This is a genomic window from Candidatus Pantoea soli (assembly GCF_007833795.1).
Taxonomy (GTDB): domain Bacteria; phylum Pseudomonadota; class Gammaproteobacteria; order Enterobacterales; family Enterobacteriaceae; genus Pantoea; species Pantoea soli.
This window is the reverse complement of record NZ_CP032702.1, coordinates 3,412,679-3,433,104: the sequence shown is the minus strand read 5'-3', so window position 1 is coordinate 3,433,104 and position 20,426 is coordinate 3,412,679. Positions and strand designations below refer to the sequence as shown.

At 58.6% G+C, this 20,426-nt stretch carries 21 protein-coding genes; 13 read left to right on the top strand and 8 right to left on the bottom strand.

All coding sequences use genetic code 11. From position 1 onward, the window contains the following. Nucleotides 1-135: 135 nt before the first annotated feature. Nucleotides 136-1,314 carry an MFS transporter TsgA gene (tsgA, locus tag D8B20_RS15960; RefSeq protein WP_145889799.1) on the bottom strand — a complete coding sequence of 393 codons (1,179 nt, stop codon included), beginning with the start codon at nt 1,312-1,314 and terminating at the stop codon, nt 136-138. Between the two features lie 259 nt (nt 1,315-1,573). On the opposite strand from tsgA, the gene ppiA reads away from it, so the two are divergent. The 5 genes from ppiA (at nt 1,574) to argD (ending at nt 4,925) form a co-directional block, all read left to right on the top strand. Next, the gene (gene ppiA / locus D8B20_RS15955; protein ID WP_145889797.1) at nt 1,574-2,146 is read left to right on the top strand and encodes a peptidylprolyl isomerase A; all 573 of its coding nucleotides are present in this window, start codon (nt 1,574-1,576) and stop codon (nt 2,144-2,146) included. A gap of 100 nt (nt 2,147-2,246) precedes the next feature. Continuing rightward, a complete protein-coding gene (locus tag D8B20_RS15950; RefSeq protein ID WP_145889795.1) occupies nt 2,247-2,417 on the top strand; it encodes a YhfG family protein in 171 nt (56 codons plus the stop codon). Continuing rightward, complete coding sequence (locus D8B20_RS15945; RefSeq protein WP_145889793.1) at nt 2,407-3,000, top strand: putative adenosine monophosphate-protein transferase Fic; 594 nt, start codon at nt 2,407-2,409, stop codon at nt 2,998-3,000. Before D8B20_RS15950 ends, D8B20_RS15945 begins: the two co-directional genes overlap by 11 nt. Nucleotides 3,001-3,041: 41 nt before the next feature. Next, a complete protein-coding gene (locus D8B20_RS15940) occupies nt 3,042-3,617 on the top strand; it encodes an aminodeoxychorismate synthase component II (RefSeq protein WP_145889790.1) in 576 nt (191 codons plus the stop codon). An 87-nt stretch (nt 3,618-3,704) separates the two neighbouring features. After that, nucleotides 3,705-4,925, top strand: a complete 1,221-nt coding sequence (gene argD, locus D8B20_RS15935; protein ID WP_145889788.1) for a bifunctional acetylornithine/succinyldiaminopimelate transaminase — start codon at nt 3,705-3,707, stop codon at nt 4,923-4,925. On the opposite strand, the gene D8B20_RS15930 is transcribed toward argD, so the two are convergent. Together D8B20_RS15930 and crp are read right to left on the bottom strand one after the other, a co-directional pair. Then, nucleotides 4,926-7,001, bottom strand: coding sequence for a YccS/YhfK family putative transporter (locus tag D8B20_RS15930; protein ID WP_145889786.1), 2,076 nt, complete (start codon nt 6,999-7,001; stop codon nt 4,926-4,928). Between the two features lie 58 nt (nt 7,002-7,059). Next, a complete protein-coding gene (crp, locus tag D8B20_RS15925; protein ID WP_000242755.1) occupies nt 7,060-7,692 on the bottom strand; it encodes a cAMP-activated global transcriptional regulator CRP in 633 nt (210 codons plus the stop codon). Between the two features lie 303 nt (nt 7,693-7,995). Here crp and D8B20_RS15920 point away from each other — a divergent pair, with 303 nt between their 5' ends. Next, the gene (locus D8B20_RS15920; protein WP_145889784.1) at nt 7,996-8,400 is read left to right on the top strand and encodes an OsmC family protein; all 405 of its coding nucleotides are present in this window, start codon (nt 7,996-7,998) and stop codon (nt 8,398-8,400) included. 69 nt (nt 8,401-8,469) lie between these two features. Here the strand turns inward: D8B20_RS15920 and D8B20_RS15915 are convergent, their stop codons facing one another. From D8B20_RS15915 to D8B20_RS15905, 3 genes are all read right to left on the bottom strand, one after another. Beyond that, nucleotides 8,470-9,339 carry a phosphoribulokinase gene (locus D8B20_RS15915; RefSeq protein WP_145889782.1) on the bottom strand — a complete coding sequence of 290 codons (870 nt, stop codon included), beginning with the start codon at nt 9,337-9,339 and terminating at the stop codon, nt 8,470-8,472. A 61-nt stretch (nt 9,340-9,400) separates the two neighbouring features. Further along, entirely contained in the window at nt 9,401-9,619 is a 219-nt protein-coding gene (locus D8B20_RS15910; RefSeq protein ID WP_145889780.1) for a YheU family protein, read from the bottom strand. A 2-nt stretch (nt 9,620-9,621) separates the two neighbouring features. After that, nucleotides 9,622-10,638, bottom strand: a complete 1,017-nt coding sequence (locus D8B20_RS15905) for a hydrolase (protein WP_145889778.1) — start codon at nt 10,636-10,638, stop codon at nt 9,622-9,624. Between the two features lie 60 nt (nt 10,639-10,698). Between D8B20_RS15905 and D8B20_RS15900 the strand changes: the two genes are divergently transcribed. After that, nucleotides 10,699-11,301 (top strand): LysE family translocator, encoded by a 603-nt coding sequence (locus D8B20_RS15900; RefSeq protein WP_145889776.1) that lies wholly within the window; start codon nt 10,699-10,701, stop codon nt 11,299-11,301. Between the two features lies 1 nt (nt 11,302). On the opposite strand, the gene D8B20_RS15895 is transcribed toward D8B20_RS15900, so the two are convergent. Then, a complete protein-coding gene (locus tag D8B20_RS15895) occupies nt 11,303-12,283 on the bottom strand; it encodes a LacI family DNA-binding transcriptional regulator (protein ID WP_145889774.1) in 981 nt (326 codons plus the stop codon). 234 nt (nt 12,284-12,517) lie between these two features. Here D8B20_RS15895 and tauA point away from each other — a divergent pair, with 234 nt between their 5' ends. From tauA to tauD, 4 genes are read left to right on the top strand one after another with little or no spacing between them, the layout of a single operon-like run. Next, complete coding sequence (gene tauA, locus D8B20_RS15890) at nt 12,518-13,492, top strand: taurine ABC transporter substrate-binding protein (protein ID WP_145889772.1); 975 nt, start codon at nt 12,518-12,520, stop codon at nt 13,490-13,492. 10 nt (nt 13,493-13,502) lie between these two features. Beyond that, entirely contained in the window at nt 13,503-14,270 is a 768-nt protein-coding gene (gene tauB, locus D8B20_RS15885; RefSeq protein WP_145889770.1) for a taurine ABC transporter ATP-binding subunit, read from the top strand. Further along, nucleotides 14,267-15,097 carry a taurine ABC transporter permease TauC gene (gene tauC / locus D8B20_RS15880; protein WP_145889768.1) on the top strand — a complete coding sequence of 277 codons (831 nt, stop codon included), beginning with the start codon at nt 14,267-14,269 and terminating at the stop codon, nt 15,095-15,097. Before tauB ends, tauC begins: the two co-directional genes overlap by 4 nt. Then, nucleotides 15,094-15,933 carry a taurine dioxygenase gene (gene tauD / locus D8B20_RS15875; protein WP_145889766.1) on the top strand — a complete coding sequence of 280 codons (840 nt, stop codon included), beginning with the start codon at nt 15,094-15,096 and terminating at the stop codon, nt 15,931-15,933. Before tauC ends, tauD begins: the two co-directional genes overlap by 4 nt. A gap of 84 nt (nt 15,934-16,017) precedes the next feature. Here the strand turns inward: tauD and D8B20_RS15870 are convergent, their stop codons facing one another. Beyond that, the gene (locus D8B20_RS15870; RefSeq protein ID WP_145889764.1) at nt 16,018-17,922 is read right to left on the bottom strand and encodes an ABC transporter ATP-binding protein; all 1,905 of its coding nucleotides are present in this window, start codon (nt 17,920-17,922) and stop codon (nt 16,018-16,020) included. Between the two features lie 114 nt (nt 17,923-18,036). Between D8B20_RS15870 and kefG the strand changes: the two genes are divergently transcribed. Both kefG and kefB read left to right on the top strand, forming a co-directional pair. Then, entirely contained in the window at nt 18,037-18,588 is a 552-nt protein-coding gene (gene kefG, locus D8B20_RS15865) for a glutathione-regulated potassium-efflux system ancillary protein KefG (RefSeq protein ID WP_145889762.1), read from the top strand. Continuing rightward, nucleotides 18,588-20,390 carry a glutathione-regulated potassium-efflux system protein KefB gene (kefB, locus tag D8B20_RS15860; RefSeq protein WP_145889760.1) on the top strand — a complete coding sequence of 601 codons (1,803 nt, stop codon included), beginning with the start codon at nt 18,588-18,590 and terminating at the stop codon, nt 20,388-20,390. The genes kefG and kefB overlap by 1 nt, the downstream gene beginning before the upstream one ends. The last annotated feature ends 36 nt before the right edge of the window (nt 20,391-20,426 follow it).

The following is a 20,426-nucleotide window of genomic DNA, read 5'->3' as shown; positions in this document are numbered from 1 at the left end:
GGTTATCAGGCTATAAGTGGCAGGGCATCATCGTGAGGTGAACAGCCGGAGTGTGCATCAGGGACAGCAGCGCAGCATCCTGCGCCGCTGTCAGTGCGGGTCCGGTCACGGCGAAGGCGCGACCGGCATGAGCCGTCAGTGGGTGATGTGACCGTGCTGGCGATGTTTAGTCACAAAGCCCAGCAGCACACACATCACAAACACCACGGCATACAGCCCGTTTGCGGTAGAGAGCGCAGCATGGGCGCCGCCTTTTGCCACAATCGGCCCGGTCACCACGAAGGTCAGCATGGTGCCGACAGTGCCGCAGGTCAGAATAAAGTTAACCAGTTTTGGCGAAGAGACTTTCGTCTGCAGCGAGCCCAGCGTGATGATGGTGGTGTAGATCGCACTGGAGAAGAAGCCCAGCGCCATAATAATCCAGTGCAGCATGCCGGCTTCCGTGGTGGTGACAAACCAGTACATCAGGCCGGTGGCCAGCAGTGCCAGCACCATCAGAATGCGCTGCAGATCGAAGAAGCGCAGCAGGAAGCTGAACGCCCACATGCCCACCATATAAGCGGTCCAGAAGTTACCGACCAGCTGACCGGCTGCCGCAATGTCCATGCCCATAGATTTGGTTGCGTATTCCGGCACCCAGGAGATAAAGCCCAGCTGACCCAGGATGTAGCACAGGGCGGCAATCGACAGGAACAGCACGCCAACGCCCCATTTTTCTTTCTCGCCACCCTGTACGGCGGCTTCACTTTTCAGCTGCGGGAAATCTACCATCAGCGTCAGCACAAAAATCGCCAGATAAATCACGCCAATGCAGGCATAAACCCAGTACCACGGCAGCGCGCGCGCCAGCAGAACACCGGCGATGATGGGGAAAATGGTTCCCGCCATGCTGAAGAACGAATCGGTAAACAGCAGACGTGAACCGCGCTGGCGACCATCATACAGGTGCGTAATCAGGAAGGTCCCGATCGACATCGTGATACCGCTGACCACGCCCAGCACGAACATGCACAGCGAGAACACGCTGAGGTTATGGCTGGTCATCAGACCGGCCACCGCGAGGATCATCAGAATAAAACCGAAGATCAGCTGACGTTTCAGCGGCACAATCACCATCAGCCAGGCGTTCAGAAACACGGCAACCAGAATACCGGCATTAAGGAAGGTGAAGGTGTTACTCATTTCAGAAACGGGCAGCTGGAAGTATTGAGCGATGTTGTCCAGCACCATACCGGTCACGATTACCAGTGCGCCAGTGAGCGCATAGGAGAAAAAGCTGATCCAGGTAAGGCCAATGCGATTACGGTTTGTCATGTTCAGAGCCTGTGGTACGCCGGGATGGCAAAAGTGTCATGAATTGTAAATGGAACTGTGATCGTAATAAATAAGCACTGAAACAAGCGAGAAATATTTCATTAATAGTGTGATTTTCATCACGCAAATGATTGCGTTGCGAAAAAGTGTGACCATCGTAACCTCAGCGTAAATATAGGTAAAACGCTGGCTCTTGTATTACATGCTCTTTACAATCGATCGGGTTTTTGAGCTAGCTCTCCAAGGTAAGGAATCTTTCATGCTTAAACGTACTTTGACAGCGGCCGTCGCCCTGTTAGCGCTCTCTTCTGTATCTGCTTCTGCTCTGGCAGCCAAAGGGGATACTCATGTGCTGCTCACCACCTCTGCGGGTAATATTGAACTCGAACTGGATAATCAGAAAGCCCCGGTTTCCGTGAAAAACTTTGTTGATTACGTCAACAATGGCTTTTACAACAACACCATTTTTCACCGCGTTATTCCAGGCTTCATGATTCAGGGCGGCGGCTTCACCGCCGATATGCAGCAGAAACAGACCAACGCGCCGATTAAAAACGAAGCGGATAATGGCCTGCGCAACCTGCGCGGCACCATTTCCATGGCGCGTACGGCTGAGAAAGACAGTGCCACCAGCCAGTTCTTCCTGAACGTGGCGGATAACGCCTTCCTTGACCACGGCCAGCGTGACTTCGGCTATGCGGTGTTTGGCAAAGTGGTGAAAGGTATGGACGTGGTCGACAAGATCGCCCAGGTACCGACGAAAGATGTCGGCCCGTATCAGAACGTGCCCTCTAAACCGGTGGTGATCACCGCTGCCAAAGTCCTGCCTTAATGGCTGCGCGCGCCGGATCCCACCGGTGCGCCTGGCTGCGCTCCGGCAAAGCTGCCATTTGCTCTTATACTTAGGGCAATTCCCGTTTGCCGGAGGCGCTATGACCAGCCAACTCACTGAAAAACAGAAAGCCACACTGTGGCAGCAGCGCCGCGCTGCCAGCTATCAGGCCAGCTGCAGGCTGGCCGGTTTTACCGTTAATGAAGCCGTCATCACTGCGGAACAGGCGGAAGAGCGCCTTGCTTCGCTGAGGAGGCAATATGGCGGATAACAGCCTGGCGGTGCGCGATCCCTATCTGTGGCACAACGATGATGTGCTGAAAAACCGGCTGGAAATCCACGATGCTGCGCAATTGCGTAAAGCGGAGCTGGCATTCAGCGCGGCGCGTCTGGCGACGCTGGAGCTCGGTTCGGGCGCGATTGGCCTGCCGCGCCTGTGTCACATTCACCGCACCCTGTTTCAGGATGTCTACAGCTGGGCAGGAGAGCTGCGCACCATTGATATCTGGCGCGACGACACGCCCTATTGCCACTGCGAATACATTGAGAAAGAGGGCAACGCGCTGATGAGTGCGCTGGAAGAGGAGCAGGGCCTGGCCAATCTGCCGCCGGAGACATTTGTCGCGCGGCTGGCGCACTACTACTGCGAAATTGACGTGCTGCATCCGTTCCGTACCGGCAACGGCCGCGCGCAGCGTATCTTCTTCGAACAGCTGGCGCTGCATGCCGGTTACCTGCTGGACTGGGACGCGGCCGATCGCGAAAACTGGCAGGCGGCGCTGGTCAGCGGCGTCGCGGGCGATCTGGCCCCTCTGACCGCGCAGTTTGCGAAAGTGGTGAGCCCGGCGCGGTAAAATGCGTAGAATAGCGGCGGTTTTACTGGCCTGAGGGCATTATGCTGCTGCTAATCGACAACTATGACTCCTTCACCTGGAATCTTTACCAGTATTTCTGTGAACTGGGCGCGGACGTGCGCGTGGTGCGCAATGATGCCATCACGCTGGAAGAAATGGCGGCACTGCCGCTCAGCCATCTGGTGATTTCACCGGGGCCGTGCACGCCGGATCAATCCGGCATTTCGCTGGCGGCTATCCGCCACTTTGCCGGCCGCCTGCCGGTACTGGGCGTCTGCCTCGGGCATCAGGCGATTGCTCAGGCCTTTGGTGCGCAGGTGATCCGCGCACGTCAGGTAATGCACGGCAAGACTTCGGTCATTCAGCACAATAATCAGGGCGTCTTCCGCCAGTTAACCAATCCGCTTACCGTCACGCGTTACCATTCGCTGATTGTGGCACGCGATACGCTGCCCGCTGAATTTGAGATCACCGCCTGGAGCCTGCGTGACGGCGAGCCGGATGAGATCATGGGCTTTCGCCACCGCACGCTGGCGCTGGAAGGGGTGCAGTTCCACCCGGAAAGTATCCTCAGTGAACAGGGGCATCAGCTGCTGGCCAATTTCCTCAATACGTAACTTCCGTTTGCCATTGCGTGATTTATTATGCATATTTCGTGATTATAATTTCACGTCAGTTCGATAATTAACCTGATGAGGTCAGCAATGGCAGCGGAAAAACCAGCGGTAACCCGGGAAACCTTCGATAAGGTCATTTTGCCTGTTTATGCACCTGCGCAGTTTGTGCCGGTGAAAGGCAAAGGCAGCCGCGTATGGGATCAGCAGGGCAAAGAGTACATCGACTTTTCCGGCGGTATCGCTGTGACTGCCCTGGGACACTGTCATCCGGCGCTGGTGGAGACGCTGCACCGGCAGGGGGAAACGCTGTGGCACACCAGCAACGTGTTCACCAACGAACCGGCGCTGCGTCTGGCAGGCAAGCTGATTGCGGCCACTTTTGCTGAACGGGTGTTTTTTGCCAATTCCGGTGCGGAAGCCAACGAAGCCGCGTTTAAGCTGGCGCGCTATTACGCCTGCAAAAAACACAGCCCGTTTAAAACCAAAATTATCGCTTTCCACAACGGCTTCCACGGCCGCACGCTGTTTACCGTGTCTGTCGGCGGCCAGCCGAAGTACTCCGATGGCTTTGGCCCGAAGCCGGCCGACATTGTGCATGTGCCTTTTAACGATCTGGACGCGGTCAAAGCGGTGATGGATGACCACACCTGCGCCATCGTCGTGGAACCCATTCAGGGAGAAGGCGGGGTGATGCCCGCCACGCCGGAATTTATGCAGGGGCTGCGTGCGCTGTGCGACCAGCACAATGCGCTGCTGGTGCTGGATGAAGTGCAAAGTGGTATGGGGCGCAGCGGTAAGCTGTTTGCTTATGAACACTATGCGATTCAGCCGGATATCATTACCACGGCCAAAGCACTCGGCGGCGGCTTCCCGGTCAGCGCGATGCTGACTACCGACGCCATTGCCGCCGTGATGGCGCCAGGCGTACACGGCACTACCTACGGCGGTAATCCGCTGGCCTGCGCCGTCGCCGAAACCGCACTGGATATCATTAACACGCCGGAGGTACTGAATGGCGTGGAGACGCGTCGGCAGCAGTTCGTGACGGCGCTGCAGGCAATAGACGCCGATTACGATATCTTCAGTGAGATCCGGGGCAAAGGGTTGCTGATCGGTGCTGTGCTGAAACCGCAGCATGCCAGCAAAGCGCGCGATATTCTGAACGCCGCTGCGGCTGCAGGCGTCATGGTGCTGACGGCCGGTACCGATGTTATCCGCTTTGCGCCTTCGCTGGTAATTGAACCCACCGATATTGCAGAGGGAATGGCGCGGTTTGCCCGCGCCATTCAGCAGGTGCTGGCCGCCTGATTAGCCTTTCGGGCGTATCGCACTCAGCCAGCGACCGTGATGCGGGCGCTGGCTCCACGCCAGAGACGAGATAGTATGCATCACGCTCAGGTGCTGCAGAATCCGCTTCACATGCTGTTCAACAATCGTCACCGGCCCGTCACTCAGGCTATCCGGTGCTTCCAGAATATTGGTGTCACTGCCCGGGCCGTCATAGGAAAGCCGCTGCTGACAGCGCTGCAGCGCGATCTCACAGGATTGCAGATAGCGCTCCGCCAGCGTCGGGGTCAGCATGGTATGCTCGCGCGCCAGAATCGTCATCGCATTGATGTGCTCAACAATGAACTGGCTGTGGGTCACCCACAGCCGCATATCTTTCAGATACTGCGCGTTAAAACCGGGTTCGCTGGAGGCCTGATTCAGGGAGTTGAACAGTGCGTTATGCGCTTGATTGACCTTGACCCGCTGTTCCGCCAGCTTTTGCGGTGACTGCTCCGGGCCCAGTAGCAGGCGCAGTGCCTCCTGAAAAGCCTCAAGCGCATCATGCGCGTTGCGGCGCAGCAGGCCGCTCTGCCACTGCGGCCACAGCCAGATCATTCCCGCAAAGGCAATCAGGCAGCCCATCAGCGTATCCATCATGCGCGGCAGCAGAAACTGCGCGCCGTTCAGCGACAGCAGCTGCAGCGAATACACCGCCGTGACGGTAAAGCCAATCATGGACCAGCCATAATATTTGCGCGTCACCAGATAGCTGATAAGCGTAATCACCAGCATAAACAGCAGGGCGATCGATTCCGGCACCGCCAGCCGCAGCGAGGCCGCGGCAATCAGCAGCCCGGCAAAGGTGCCCAGCGCACGGTGCTGAATACGCACCCGCGTGGCGCTGTAGCCATTCTGGCTGACGAACAGGATGGTCATCAGAATCCAGTAGGGTTTGGGAATGTTGAAGAACAGCGCCAGCGCGCTGCCAAACATCAGCATGACGGCAAAGCGCGCCGCCGTGCGCAGCGCTGAAGATTTCAGCGACAGATAGCTGCGCAGCGCCGGCAGCAGCGGCAGACGGCGCTGCCGGTCGGCCATCAGATCGCGGGTGTAGAGCGGCTTCTGCGTACGCAGCACGCGCGCGATGCGGCTGAAGTGATACAGGCAGAAATGTCCCACCGGGTTATCCGGATGCTGACGCGCAATCTTTTCCAGTGCGCTGAGCGGCTTCTCCATCTCAAAACGGCCGGTTAACTGATGGTAAAGGATGGCGTCGGCCAGCACGCGCAGGCGCGCCGAGATGATGCGGGCGTTCCAGCGAATCACCGCTTCAGCGTGGCTTTGCTCCACCAGTTTTTGCACCTCTTCCGGCTGGTGCAGGCTGACTGAAATGTGCTCCTGCAAATCCAGCGCCACCTGAAACGCACGCGTCAGGCGCTTATGGCTGTTATCGCGACTGGCTGACAGCATGTGCATCTGCTGATAACAGGTGGTGATGAGATCGACCGCTTTCTGCTGGCGCGCCAGCAGCGGCGGCAGCGCTTTTTCCGGATCGGTCAGCTGGGTCAGCAGCGTATATTTGGCATCGCAGTAATCCGCCAGTTCGTGATACAGCAGGCTGAGGGTTTCACGCATCGGCTGCTCTTTCCACAGCCAGAACCAGAACCAGTTAAACAGCCCGTACCACAGCGTGCCGCCAATGTAGAGCAGCGGTGGAACCCAAATCGGCATGCGGCCAATGAGGCTGAGCGTAAAGATGGCGGCAATCAGCGTGCCGGGAAGCAGACGGCCATGCAGCGGGCTGATTTCGCCGGTTACGCCAACCAGCAGCGGCAGCACCAGCAGGATCAGCGGCAGCGGCACGTTAAGCCCGGTAAGATACTGAATCAGAAAGCTGCCGGTAGCGAACAGCGCACCGCCGACAATCAGGCGCTTAAAGAAGCGCTTATGCGGGGTATCCAGCCCGGCGATGTTGCAGCAGGCCGGCACCAGAGAGAACAACAGCCCTTTTTGCAGGTCACCCGCCAGCCAGCCGAGCGCCACGGGCAGACACAGCACCAGCGTTTGCCGCAGCGCGTAGTTGACCTCAGGATGATAGATGATTCGACGCCACATCAGCTCATCGTAAATAAAAACGGCGCAATGTTGCCATTACGCCGTGGGTGAGAAGAAATCAGCGGGTGCCGTAGACGACGATAGTTTTACCGTGTGCGGAGATCAGGTTTTGATCTTCCAGCATTTTCAGGATACGGCCCACGGTTTCGCGTGAGCAGCCCACGATCTGACCAATTTCCTGACGGGTGATTTTAATTTGCATACCGTCCGGGTGGGTCATGGCATCGGGCTGTTTTGCCAGGTTGAGCAGCGTTTGCGCGATACGACCGGTGACGTCCAGGAAGGCAAGGTTGCCTACTTTTTCGGAAGTCACCTGCAGGCGACGCGCCATCTGCGCCGACAGGCGCATTAAAATATCCGGGTTTACCTGAATCAGCTGACGGAATTTTTTGTAGGAAATTTCAGCCACTTCGCAGGCAGTCTTCGCACGTACCCAGGCACTGCGCTCCTGGCCTTCTTCAAACAGGCCGAGCTCGCCGATGAAATCTCCCTGGTTGAGGTAGGAGAGAATCATCTCTTTGCCTTCTTCATCTTTAATCAGTACCGCGACGGAACCTTTCACGATGTAGTACAGCGTTTCCGCTTTCTCACCCTGATGGATGAGGGTGCTTTTGGATGGATATTTGTGAATATGGCAATGGGACAGGAACCATTCGAGTGTAGGGTCTGTTTGCGGTTTGCCGAGAACCATTCGCTATTATCCTCTGTTGTAATCGTGCCCAAAACACAGGGGGCAGTTTTCCCTGTCAGGCGGTGAAATCGTCAAGCGTTTCCCGTAAGGGAAAATTATTCGGGGTGGATTCGTAAGCGATGCTTTTGATTCGTCCCGCCTTCGTCTGTAATGACGAAAATATTTTCAGCTCTGTTTGTAGCACAGCTTTTGCAGGCTGTCTTGTGTTGTCTCGCTTCAGCGGCAGGGGCAGGCGTCCGGATTGCTGTTTGCCAGGTGAAAGCGTACTCTGGCGGCAAAACCGCCGCTTCAGGAGACAAAGATATGCAGGCACGAGTGAAATGGGTTGAGGGGTTAACCTTTCTCGGAGAATCCTCATCCGGACATCAGGTATTAATGGACGGGAATTCCGGCGACAAAGCACCCAGCCCGATGGAGATGGTGCTGATGGCCGCCGGCGGCTGCAGCGCGATTGACGTGGTGTCAATCCTGCAGAAAGGGCGTAACGACGTGGCGGACTGCGAGGTGAAACTCACCTCGGAACGGCGCGAAGAAGCGCCACGCATTTTTACACACATTAACCTGCATTTTATCGTCAGCGGTCATGCGCTGAGCGATAAGGCAGTGGCACGCGCAGTGGATCTCTCGGCTGAGAAGTACTGCTCGGTGGCGATCATGCTGGGTAAAGGCGTGGAAATCACCCACAGTTATGAAGTGAAGGCGTTGTAAGCCAGCGGCCGCGGTGCGATGCCCGACGCGCAATACGTCACCCTGCGTCAGGCATCGCCACCCCGGCGGTCATTCAATGCGTTTACCCTCAATCAGCCGCTGCACCAGCGGCGTCATGATCAGTTCCATCGCCAGCCCCATCTTGCCGCCCGGTACCACCAGCGTATTCATATGGGAAATGAACGATCCCTGAATCATCGCCAGCAGATAAGGAAAGGCAATGCCTTCCAGCCCGCGAAAATGGATCACCACAAAGCTCTCATCCAGCGAGGGGATCTCGCGCGCGGCAAACGGATTGGAGGTATCCACGGTGGGCACGCGCTGGAAGTTAAGGTGGGTGCGCGAGAACTGCGGCGTGATGTAGTTGATGTAATCCTCCATGGATCGCACCACCGAATCCATGACCGCTTCGCGTGAATGGCCACGTTCACTGGTATCGCGCACCAGCTTCTGAATCCACTCAAGGTTAACGATGGGTACTACGCCGACCAGCAGATCGACATGCTCGGCGACGTTATTCTGCTGCGTGACGACGCCGCCGTGCAGCCCTTCATAAAACAGCACGTCGGTGTTTTCCGGCAGCGGCTGCCACGGCGTGAAGGTGCCCGGCACCTGATTCCACGGCACCGCCTCGTCATAGGTATGCAGATACTTGCGCGACTGACCGTGACCGTTCTGACCGTAGTCCCGGAAGGTCTGCTCCAGCAGCGCAAAGTCATTGGCCTCCGGGCCGAAGTAGCTGATATGACGCCCGAGATCGCGCGCTTTGCGGATCGCCATATCCATTTCCGGACGGGTATAGCGATGGAAGCTGTCACCTTCGACTTCGGCGGCGTGCAGATCCAGCTGCTGGAAAATCTTACGGAAGGCGAGGCTGGTGGTGGTGGTACCGGCTCCGCTGGAACCGGTGACGGCAATGATTGGATGCCTGGCTGACATAACAGTGCTCCCTGTGAAGTCCGGCGATGAGCATTGTTACCACGAATTCCCGCGCGGCGCATCAGCCGCGAAATTCGCGCCGCGGCATAATATTGACCGACTCATGCAGTTCCGACCACACCAGCACCACCTCGCCCTGTTCCAGCTGCCGGCGCACATCAGCCACTTTTTGCGCCAGGCTGCGCTCCTGTTCGCCGTAATCGGTGCCTTCACGCAGCACAAAACTTTCAATCAGGTTTTCCAGCGTTGTCGCTTCAAGTTCCTGCCAGGGAATAATCACAATCACACATCCAGATAGGTTGAGAGCCAGTCCGGCACGCGCTGCTCCAGCCACATCTGCGGTCTGTGCAGGCTGCCACCCACAAAGCCGACGTGTCCACCCTGCTGCGTCAGCTGATAGTCAATTGTGGCAGATAACTGCTGCGGCTGCGGAATAACCGCTTCCGTCATAAAGGGATCGTCTTTGGCATGAATGATCAGCAGCGGCTTGCGTACGCCGGTCAGCAGCGGCAGGGCGCTGGCGCGCTGATAGTAGTCGCGTGCATCAATAAAGCCGTGAGCGCGGGCGGTGATCGCGTCATCAAATTCGCGCAGACGGCGGAAAGCGCGCAGCTGGATAAGATCAACCGGCAGCGTACCCGGCCAGGCGCGCAGTTTGCGCGTGGCATTCTTTTTCAGCTGGGTCAGCAGGTAGTGCTGATAAAAGCGCGAAAAGCCGACATCCAGCTTTTCACTGCAGGGTTCCAGCGCCAGCGGGGCTGAGATGGCCACAGCGGCATCCAGCGGTGCGCTGCTGCCCTGCAGGCCAAGCAGGCAGGCCAGCATGTTGCCGCCCAGCGAGACGCCCACGGCCGCGGTGGGCACCGTGCCCCATTCGCGCTGCAGCCAGTGCAGAAAATAGGTGGCGTCTTCGGTTTCACCGGAATGATAGATGCGCTGCAGGCGGTTAGGTTCGCCGCTGCAGCCGCGGAAATGCATCACCACCGCCAGCCAGCCGCGCGCCTGACACGCCTGCATCAGGCCATGCGCATACGGGCTGCGGAAACTGCCTTCCAGCCCGTGAAACATCACCATGCGCGGTTTATGGCGCGCCTGTGCCGGGTCTTCGCTCCACGCCAGATCGACAAAGTCGCCGTCCGGCAGGTCCAGGCGCTGCCAGTGCGGGCGCAGGGTTATGCGCCGGCGCAGAATACGCGGCAGCAGGGTTTGCAGATGCGCATTGCTGAAGCCGCGCAGCGGGGTAAAGCGCTCGCCGTTCGGGCGATCAAAATAGCTTGGGATAGTGCTTGTCTGATGCATAACTCGCTGATAGCTTCGATGGGTTGTTCGCTTTTCTGGGTGAGGAGCACCCGAATATACATGGAACTGAGTCTTTTTCTCTCAATGCTGGGCTTTCTCTGGGTCGCTGCCATTACGCCGGGGCCCAATAATATGTTACTTACCGCCTCGGGTGCTAATTTTGGCTTCGTGCGCACCCTTCCGCTGCTTATAGGTATCATGATTGGCATGCAGGTGATGTTGCTGATGGTGGCGTTTGGCATTGGCGGCCTGATTCTGCTGTACCCCTCACTGCATCTGGTACTGAAAATTGCCGGCAGCATTTATCTGCTGTGGCTGGCGTGGAAAATCGCCACCGCGAAGTATGAGCCGCTGGAAACGGAAGATCGCAGCGTGAAGCAGATGCCGTTCTGGCAGGGCGGGCTGCTGCAGCTGATCAACCCGAAAGCGTGGCTGATGGCGCTGGGCGCCGTTGCCAGCTTCAGCCTCGCCGGGGACGCTTATCTCCATTCGGTGCTGGCGATCAGCACCGGCATGGCGCTGGTGAATCTGCTGTCTGGCGTTATCTGGATGGGGTTTGGTTCGCTGATTGGCCGCCTGCTGCGCAGCCCGCGCGCATGGAAAATCTTTAACCTGGCGATGGGTGCGCTGACAGCGGCCTGCGTCCTGCTGATCTGGCGCTGAGTCAGCTGGACGCGCGCTCCACGCGCTTCCACGGCAGCACCTCGTGCACGATGGGCGCGTGCGGCTGCCGGATACGGTTCAGCAGCAGCTGGACGCTGCGCGCGCCCAGCTGATTCATCGGCTGTTCAATCGTCGTCAGCGGCGGGTTAAGGCTGCTGGTAAAATTGATGCCGTCAAAGCCCACCACGGCCAGATCCTCCGGCACGCGCAGGCCCGCTTCCAGTGCCGCATGCACCACGCCGACCGCCAGCACATCCGACACCGCAAACACCGCATCCGGGCGATCCGGGCCCGTCAGCAATTCGCGCAGCGCCGCGCTGCCCGCTTCGCAGGTGATATTGCCGGCATAGGCCACGCGGCTCCAGTGCAGGTCAAGCTGCTCCAGAGCATCACGGTAACCGCCTTCGCGCTGATGAGAGTAGAGATAGCGCATATCGCAGTTAACCAGCGCAATGCGGCGGCGGCCTTTGTCCGCCAGAAAGCGCACGGTTTCAAACGCGGCTTCCCGGTTATTGATGCTGACGCTGGAGGCCGGAATTGCCGGATCGTATTCGGCGCACTGCACCCACGGTGATTCGCCAATCAACCCCTGCAGCTCCTGCAAGCAATCGGCAGCATCCATGGTGATGACGCCATCCGCCACTTTTCCCGTCAGCAAGGCAATATAAGCCGCCTCACGCCGCAGCTGTGAGCGGGTGTTGCATAACAGGATGTGATAACCCTGCGCTTCGGCCTCTGCCTCAATGCCTTCAACCACACGCGAACAGAAGGGATTGGTGATATCTGAAATCAACACCAGCAGCATATTGCTTTGAGAAGTCCGCAGCTGACGCGCCAGCAGATTTGGCTGGTATTCGCATACATTAATCGCCGCCAGCACGCGGGTGCGGGTCTCAGGACGCACGCCGGGATGCTGATTCAAAACCCGTGAAACCGTCGCTTTCGACACGCCCGCAAGGCGTGCGACTTTCTCAATGGACATGGATGCCAGAACCGTAGATGGAAGATAGGAAATCAGGAGAAGATCAATAGCACAGACTGCATGTGAGCGCCTGACATATTTCATTGCTGATGCGTTCTTTGCATTTGCCTTTTTCGCATAGCCTTCTCTGATGTTGATCTAAGAACCGATTTTCATGAGGGATAATTTTTAATTCCTTTATGAAAAGGTTGCCGCTGGTAACACTGCCCTCACGACATAACACGGGGGGGCAGGATGATGGCAATTAAAAAAACGATAATCGCAGCGGCGCTGGCGCTGCTGGCTTTTCAGGCAGAAGCGGTAAAGGTAACGGTGGCGTATCAGACGTCAGCGGAACCCGCCAAGGTCGCGCAGGCCGATAATACCTTTGCCCGCGACAGCGGCGCGACCGTGGACTGGCGCAAATTCGACAGCGGTGCCAGCGTGCTGCGCGCACTGGCATCCGGTGACGTGCAGATCGGCAATATCGGTTCCAGCCCGCTGGCGGTCGCCGCCACGCAGCAGCTGCCGATTGAGGCTTTTCTGTTGGCTTCGCAGCTGGGTAACTCTGAGGCGCTGGTGGTGAAAAAGGGCATCAGCGATCCGCAGCAGCTGATCGGCAAACGTATTGCCGTTCCCTTTATCTCTACCACGCACTACAGCCTGCTGGCCGCGCTGAAACACTGGGGCATTAAGCCTTCACAGGTGCAGCTGGTCAATCTTCAGCCGCCGGCGATCATCGCCGCGTGGCAGCGGGGCGATATTGATGGTGCCTATGTCTGGGCGCCGGCCGTCAATGAGCTGGAAAAAACCGGGCATGTGCTGACCGATTCCTCTCAGGTTGGCGCGTGGGGTTCTCCGACGCTGGATGTCTGGGTTGTGCGCAAAGATTTTGCGCAGCAGCATCCGGAAGTGGTGACCGCCTTCGCCCGCAGCGCCATTGATGCGCAGCAGGCCTATCTGGCTAACCCGGAAAAGTGGCTGCAGCAGCCGGATAACCTGAGCAAACTTGCCCGTCTGAGTGGCGTGCCGGCAGGGAACGTACCGGGCCTGGTAAAAGGCAACACCTACCTGACCGCGCAGCAGCAGACAGAACAGCTCAGCCAGCCAGTGAATAAAGCCATCGTCGATACTGCGCGTTTTCTGAAAGAGCAGGGCCGGGTGCCGGAAGCCGCCAGTGACTACAGCAGCTTTGTGACCACCCGCTTTGTCGCGCCGCTGGCGCACTAACGGAGGTTCTATGCTCAGCATGACCCATCTCAATGCGCACTATGGTGGACAACCGGCGCTGCAGGATATCAGCCTGCAGCTGGGCCCGCGGGAGTTACTGGTGGTGCTGGGCCCTTCCGGCTGCGGCAAAACCACGCTGCTTAACCTGATCGCCGGCTTTCTGCCGCTGACCTCCGGCTCCCTGACGCTGAACGGCAAGGCGATCAGCGGACCCGGCGCTGAGCGTGGCGTGGTGTTTCAGCATGAAGGGCTGCTGCCGTGGCGCAATGTGATCGATAACGTGGCGTTTGGCCTGCAACTGGCGGGCATGGCCAAAAAAGAGCGGCACGCCATCGCCCGGCGGCTGATCCGTCGCGTGGGGCTGGAAGGGGCTGAAACGCGGTTTATCTGGCAGCTATCGGGTGGGCAGCGGCAGCGTGTTGGTATTGCCCGCGCGCTGGCCACTGATCCGCAGCTGTTGCTGCTGGATGAGCCGTTTGGCGCGCTGGATGCCTTTACCCGTGAACAGATGCAAACCCTGCTGCTGACGCTGTGGCGCGATACCGGCAAGCAGATCGTCCTGATTACCCATGACATTGAAGAAGCGGTCTTTCTTGCCAGTGAGCTGGTTCTGCTGTCGCCCGGTCCCGGCCGGATTGTTGAGCGCCTGACGCTCGATTTTGGTCAGCGCTTTGCTGCCGGTGAGCCGTGCCGCCAGATCAAATCGGATCCGGCGTTTATTGAACGGCGCGAATATGTGCTGAACCAGGTGTTTGCCCGGCGGGAGGCGTTTGTATGAGTAGCGTACTGGATGAGAAGCGCAGCGTGCCACGCACGCGTTCGCTGCGCTGGCCGCTGTCACGCCCGCTGTCGCTGAGCCTGCTGAGCGTCGCGGTGCTGCTGCTGGTGTGGTGGGGCGTGACCGCGCAGGGGCTGATTGCACCGCTGTTTTTACCGCCGCCGCAGCAGGTGTTGCGTAAGTTGCTGGAGATTGCCGGTCCGCAGGGGTTTATGGATGCCACCTTATGGCAGCACCTGTCGGCCAGCCTGACGCGCATGCTGATCGCGCTGTTTTTTGCTGCGCTGACCGGCATTCCGGTGGGCATCGCCATGGGCCTCAGCCCGGCGATCCGCGGCCTGCTCGACCCGCTGATTGAACTGTATCGTCCGGTGCCACCGCTGGCCTATTTGCCGCTGATGGTGATCTGGTTCGGTATCGGTGAAACCTCGAAGATTCTGCTGATCTATCTGGCAATTTTTGCGCCGGTCACGCTTTCGACGCTGGCAGGCGTGAAACAGGCGCGCCAGGTGCGTATGCGTGCGGCGCAGGCGCTGGGCGCCTCCCGCACACAATTGCTGCGCTTTGTGATTCTGCCGGGCGCTCTGCCGGAAATTCTTACCGGATTACGTATTGGCCTGGGCGTGGGCTGGTCCACGCTGGTGGCCGCAGAACTGATTGCCGCCACGCGCGGGCTGGGCTTTATGGTGCAGTCGGCGGGCGAGTTTCTGGCAACCGACGTGGTACTGGCGGGAATCGCCGTCATCGCACTGATTGCATTGAGTTTAGAACTGGGCCTGCGCGCGTTACAGCGCCGCCTGACGCCGTGGAATGGAGAACAGTCATGAACGAACGCCTTACTTTTACCGCACTGGGCCCGAATATCGGGGCAGAGGTCAGCGCTGTCGATCTCAGCCGTCCGCTGAGCGATACGCAGTTTGAGCAGCTTTATCACGGTCTGCTGCGCCACCAGGTGCTGTTTTTACGCAATCAGGTGATTACGCCGGCACAGCAGCGTGCGCTGGCCGTGCGCTTCGGCGATCTGCACATTCATCCGGTGTATCCGCATGCGGAGGGCGTGGAAGAGATTATTGTGCTGGATACCCATCAGGATAATCCGCCGGATAACGATAACTGGCATACCGATGTCACCTTTATTCAGACGCCGCCGGCGATCGCCATTCTGGCGTCTAAGCTGCTGCCGGAGAGCGGCGGCGATACGCTGTGGACCAGCGGTATTGCGGCGTACGAGGCGCTGTCTGCGCCCATGAAACAGCTGCTGAGCGGACTGCAGGCGGAGCATGACTTTACGAAATCATTCCAGGAGTACAAATACCGCAAGACGGAAGAGGAGCATCAGCGCTGGCGGCAGGCGGTAGCCAAACATCCGCCGGTGCAGCATCCGGTGATTCGTACCCACCCGGTAAGCGGACGCAAAGCACTGTTTGTGAATGAAGGCTTTACCACGCGCCTGCTGGGTGTGAGTGAGAAGGAGAGCGAGGCGCTGCTCGGGTTCCTGTTTGCCCATGCGACAAAACCGGAGTTTCAGGTGCGCTGGCGCTGGCAGCCGGACGATATTGCTATCTGGGATAATCGCGTGACGCAGCATTATGCCAATGCCGATTACTATCCGGCGCGCCGCGTGATGCACCGCGCCACCGTGCTTGGGGATGTGCCGGCTTAAAGCTGCCCGCTGCGCGGGCAGCGACATTTGCTGCTCCGCGCAGGGCGTCTCTTTTCCGGCGCCGCGCCTTGCCGCGTGGCGGGATCAGCCAGCCAGCATCTGCTCCAGCTGCTCCTGTGCCTCCAGCCACGCCATTTCAGCGTCTTCCAGCGCAGATTTGCTCTCCGCCTGGCGCTGCAGCGCGACGGTTAAATCGGCTTTACGGCTCTGCTCGTAAATGGCGCTGTCTGCCAGCTGCGCTTCGGCTTCGCTGAGCTGGTTTTGCCACTTCGCCATCTCTTTTTCCAGCTTCTCAATCGCCTTACGCAGCGGCTGCGTCTGGGCGCGCAGTTCAGCATCGCGGCGTTTCTGATCTTTACGTGACTGCGCACTGTTGAGGTTATCCTGCTTCGGCGCCGCGTCCTGTTGTGTCTCCTGCTTTTGCTGGTCGCTCAGCCACTGCTGATAATCGTCAAGATCGCCATCAAACACTTCGACTTTGCGATCGTGGACCAGGTAGAGATCGTCGGTGGTGGAGCGCAGCAGATGACGATCGTGCGAGACCACCACCAGCGCCCCTTCGAAGTCAATCAGCGCTTCGGTCAGCGCCTGGCGCATATCAAGGTCAAGGTGGTTGGTGGGTTCGTCAAGCAGCAGCAGGTTAGGACGCTGCCAGACAATCAGCGCCAGCACCAGGCGCGCTTTTTCGCCGCCGGAGAAGCGTCCGGTAACGTCGCTGACTTTATCGCCCTGGAAACCAAAGCCGCCCAGATAATCGCGCAGCTGCTGCTCCAGCGTCTTCGGGGCAAGGCGCGCCAGATGCTGAAGAGGCGACTCATCGGCGCGCAGGTACTCCAGCTGATGCTGCGCGAAGTAACCGAGCCTGATGCCTTTCGCCAGCCCGACTTTGCCGTCCAGCGGGTCGATTTCACCTGCCAGCAGCTTAATCAGCGTCGATTTACCGGCGCCGTTGCGGCCCAGCAAACCAATACGCGAGCCCGGCACCAGATTGAGTTTGATGGCATCAAGAATCACGCGATCGCCATAACCGGCGGTGACCTTTTCCATTTTCAGCAGCGGATTCGGCAGATTCTCCGGTGCGCGGAAGCTGAAACTAAAGGGATTATCGACGTGCGCGGGCGCAATCAGCTCCATGCGCTCCAGCATTTTGATACGGCTTTGTGCCTGTTTCGCTTTGGTCGCCTGCGCGCGGAAGCGGTCGATATATTTCTGCAGGTGGGCAACTTTTTCCTGCTGGCTCTGATAGAGCGCCTGCTGCTGTGCCAGCCTGGCGACGCGCTGACGTTCAAACGAGCTGTAGTTGCCGGTGTATTCAAACAGGGTTTGCTGTTCGATGTGGATGATCTTGTCCACCACCGGATCGAGGAAGTCGCGGTCGTGAGAGATCAGAATCAGCGTCCCGGTGTAGCTTTTCAGCCAGCGCTCCAGCCAGATCACCGCATCGAGATCCAGGTGGTTGGTGGGTTCGTCAAGCAGCAGTAAATCGGAACGGCATACCAGCGCCTGCGCCAGGTTAAGGCGCATACGCCAGCCGCCGGAGAAATCGCTTACCGGCTGCATTAACTGTTCCTGACTAAAGCCCAATCCGTGCAGCAGGCTGGCGGCGCGGGCGTGTATGCTCCATGCCTGAATAGCGTCCAGCCGGCCGTGCAGCAACGCGATGGCATTGCCGTCGTCACGCGCATTGGCTGCGGCTAATTCGGATTCGAGCTGACGATATTCGCGATCGCCGTCGATAACATATTCCAGCGCGGCTTTACTCAGCGCCGGGGTTTCCTGGTTCACCCAGGCCAGCGCCCAGTTGCCGGGAAAGGTGACGCTGCCCGCGTCGCTGCCGATTTCACCTTTCAGGAGCGACAGCAGGGTGGATTTACCGCAGCCATTTTTCCCCACCAGGCCAACTTTTTGCCCGGGGTTGATGGTCGCCGTTGCGTTATCCAGCAGCACGTTGGTGCCGCGGCGGATTTGTAATGCGGAAAAGACAATCATAAGCGCCGTATCGTCAGAATATGTTAATTTATCGGCAACATAATTCGATAATGTTTGTTGCGTTGAGCATGGTAGCGGAATTCCGCTGCGGTGACGACGCTTTGGAGGGGAACGATGTCGCAGCCGCCTAAAATATTGCTGCTTTACGCCCATCCGGAATCACAGGATTCGATTGCCAATCGGGTTTTGCTGCAGCCGGCTATGGAACTGGACCACGTCACGGTGCACGATTTATACGCCCACTATCCGGATTTCTTTATTGATATTCATTACGAGCAGCAGCTGCTGCGCGATCATGACATCGTGGTTTTTCAGCACCCGCTTTACACCTACAGCTGTCCGGCTCTGCTGAAAGAGTGGCTGGACCGCGTGCTGTCGCGCGGCTTCGCCAGCGGGCAGGATGGCAATGCGCTGGAAGGCAAATACTGGCGCAGTGTGGTGACCACCGGCGAGCCGGAAACCGCCTACCACCATAATGGACTCAACCGCTATCCGATGAGCGACATCATGCGGCCGTTCGAGCTGACGGCGCAGATGTGCCGCATGCACTGGATGACGCCGATGGTGATTTACTGGGCGCGGCGTCAGACGCCGGACGTGATGCGTCACTACGCGCACGCTTATGCAGACTGGCTGACCTCGCCGCTGCCAAATGGAGGGCTGTGATGCAAGGCGAAACGTTACTTACCGCCGGGGTTATTTACCTGGTCGCGGCGGTGCTGGTGGTGCCGATTGCGGCGCGGCTGGGCATCGGTGCGGTACTGGGATATCTGCTGGCGGGCATTGCTATCGGCCCGTGGGGGCTGGGTTTTATCAGCGACGTTGAAGAGATCCTGCACTTCTCCGAACTGGGCGTCGTGTTCCTGATGTTTATCATCGGGCTTGAGCTGAACCCGGCCAAGCTGTGGGCGCTGCGGCGCTCGATTTTTGGCGTGGGCGCCGCGCAGGTGCTGGTTTCCGCGGCCATCCTTGGCGTGCTGCTGTGGCTGACGGCGTTCAGCTGGCAGGCGGCGGTGATTGGCGGTATCGGTCTGGCGATGTCATCTACCGCCATGGCGCTGCAGCTGATGCGCGACAAAGGTATGAACCGCAGTGAATCAGGGCAGCTGGGCTTCTCGGTATTACTGTTTCAGGATCTGGCGGTGATCCCGGCGCTGGCGCTGGTGCCACTGCTGGCCGGGAACGACAGCGGGCACGTCGACTGGCTCAAAGTGGGGATGAAGGTGCTGGCTTTCGCCGGCATGCTGATTGGCGGCCGTTATCTGCTGCGCCCGATTTTCCGCTATATCGCTGCCTCTGGCGTGCGCGAAGTGTTTACTGCTGCCTCGCTGCTGCTGGTGTTAGGGTCGGCGCTGTTCATGGACGCACTGGGGCTATCGATGGCGCTCGGCACCTTTATCGCCGGTATCCTGCTGGCGGAGAGTGAGTACCGGCACGAGCTCGAGGTGGCAATTGACCCGTTTAAAGGGCTGCTGCTTGGACTGTTCTTTATCTCTGTTGGCATGGCGCTTAACCTTGGCGTGCTGTACACGCACATCGGTGCCATCCTGCTGGGTGTGGTGATTCTGGTGGCGGTGAAAACGCTGGTGCTCTATGTGCTGTCGCGGATTTACGGCTTGCGCAGTTCGGAGCGGCTGCAGTTTGCCGGCGTGCTAAGCCAGGGCGGTGAGTTTGCTTTCGTACTGTTTTCTGCGGCTTCATCGGCAAAGCTGTTCAGCGGCGATCAGCTGCCGCTGCTGCTGGTGACGGTAACCCTCTCCATGATGACAACGCCGCTGCTGATGCAGGGCGTGGATAAAATTCTGGCGCGTCGCTTCAACGATAAAGAAGACGATGGCGAAAAGCCGTTTGTCGAGGACGATCAGCCACAGGTGATCGTGGTGGGCTTCGGGCGTTTTGGCCAGGTGGTGGGCCGTTTGCTGATGGCCAATAACAAGCGCATTACGGTGCTGGAACGGGATATCTCCGCCGTCAGCCTGATGCGTAAGTATGGCTATAAGGTTTACTATGGCGATGCCACCGAGCTGGAACTGCTGCGTGCGGCCGGCGCAGAGAATGCACAATCGATCGTCATCACCTGTAACGATCCGGAAGATTCGATGACGATTGTGCACCTGTGCCAGCAGCACTTTCCGCGGCTGGAGATTCTGGCCCGTGCGCGCGGCCGCGTGGAAGCCCATGAGCTGCTGCAGGCAGGGGTGACGCTGTTCTCGCGCGAAACCTTCTCCAGTGCGCTGGAGCTGGGTCGTAAGGCCCTGATTTCGCTGGGTATGCATCCCCATCAGGCGCAGCGTGCGCAGCAGCATTTCCGCCGTCTGGATATGCGCATGCTGCGTGAGCTGGTGCCAAGCCACGATGACAGTGTGCAGGTTTCCCGCGTGCGTGAGGCGCGGCGCGAACTGGAAGATATCTTCCAGCGTGAGATGCAGCATGAAAAACGGCAGATCGACGGCTGGGACGACGAGTAGAACTACACTTAACGTATCCGTTTATAACTGCGGGCA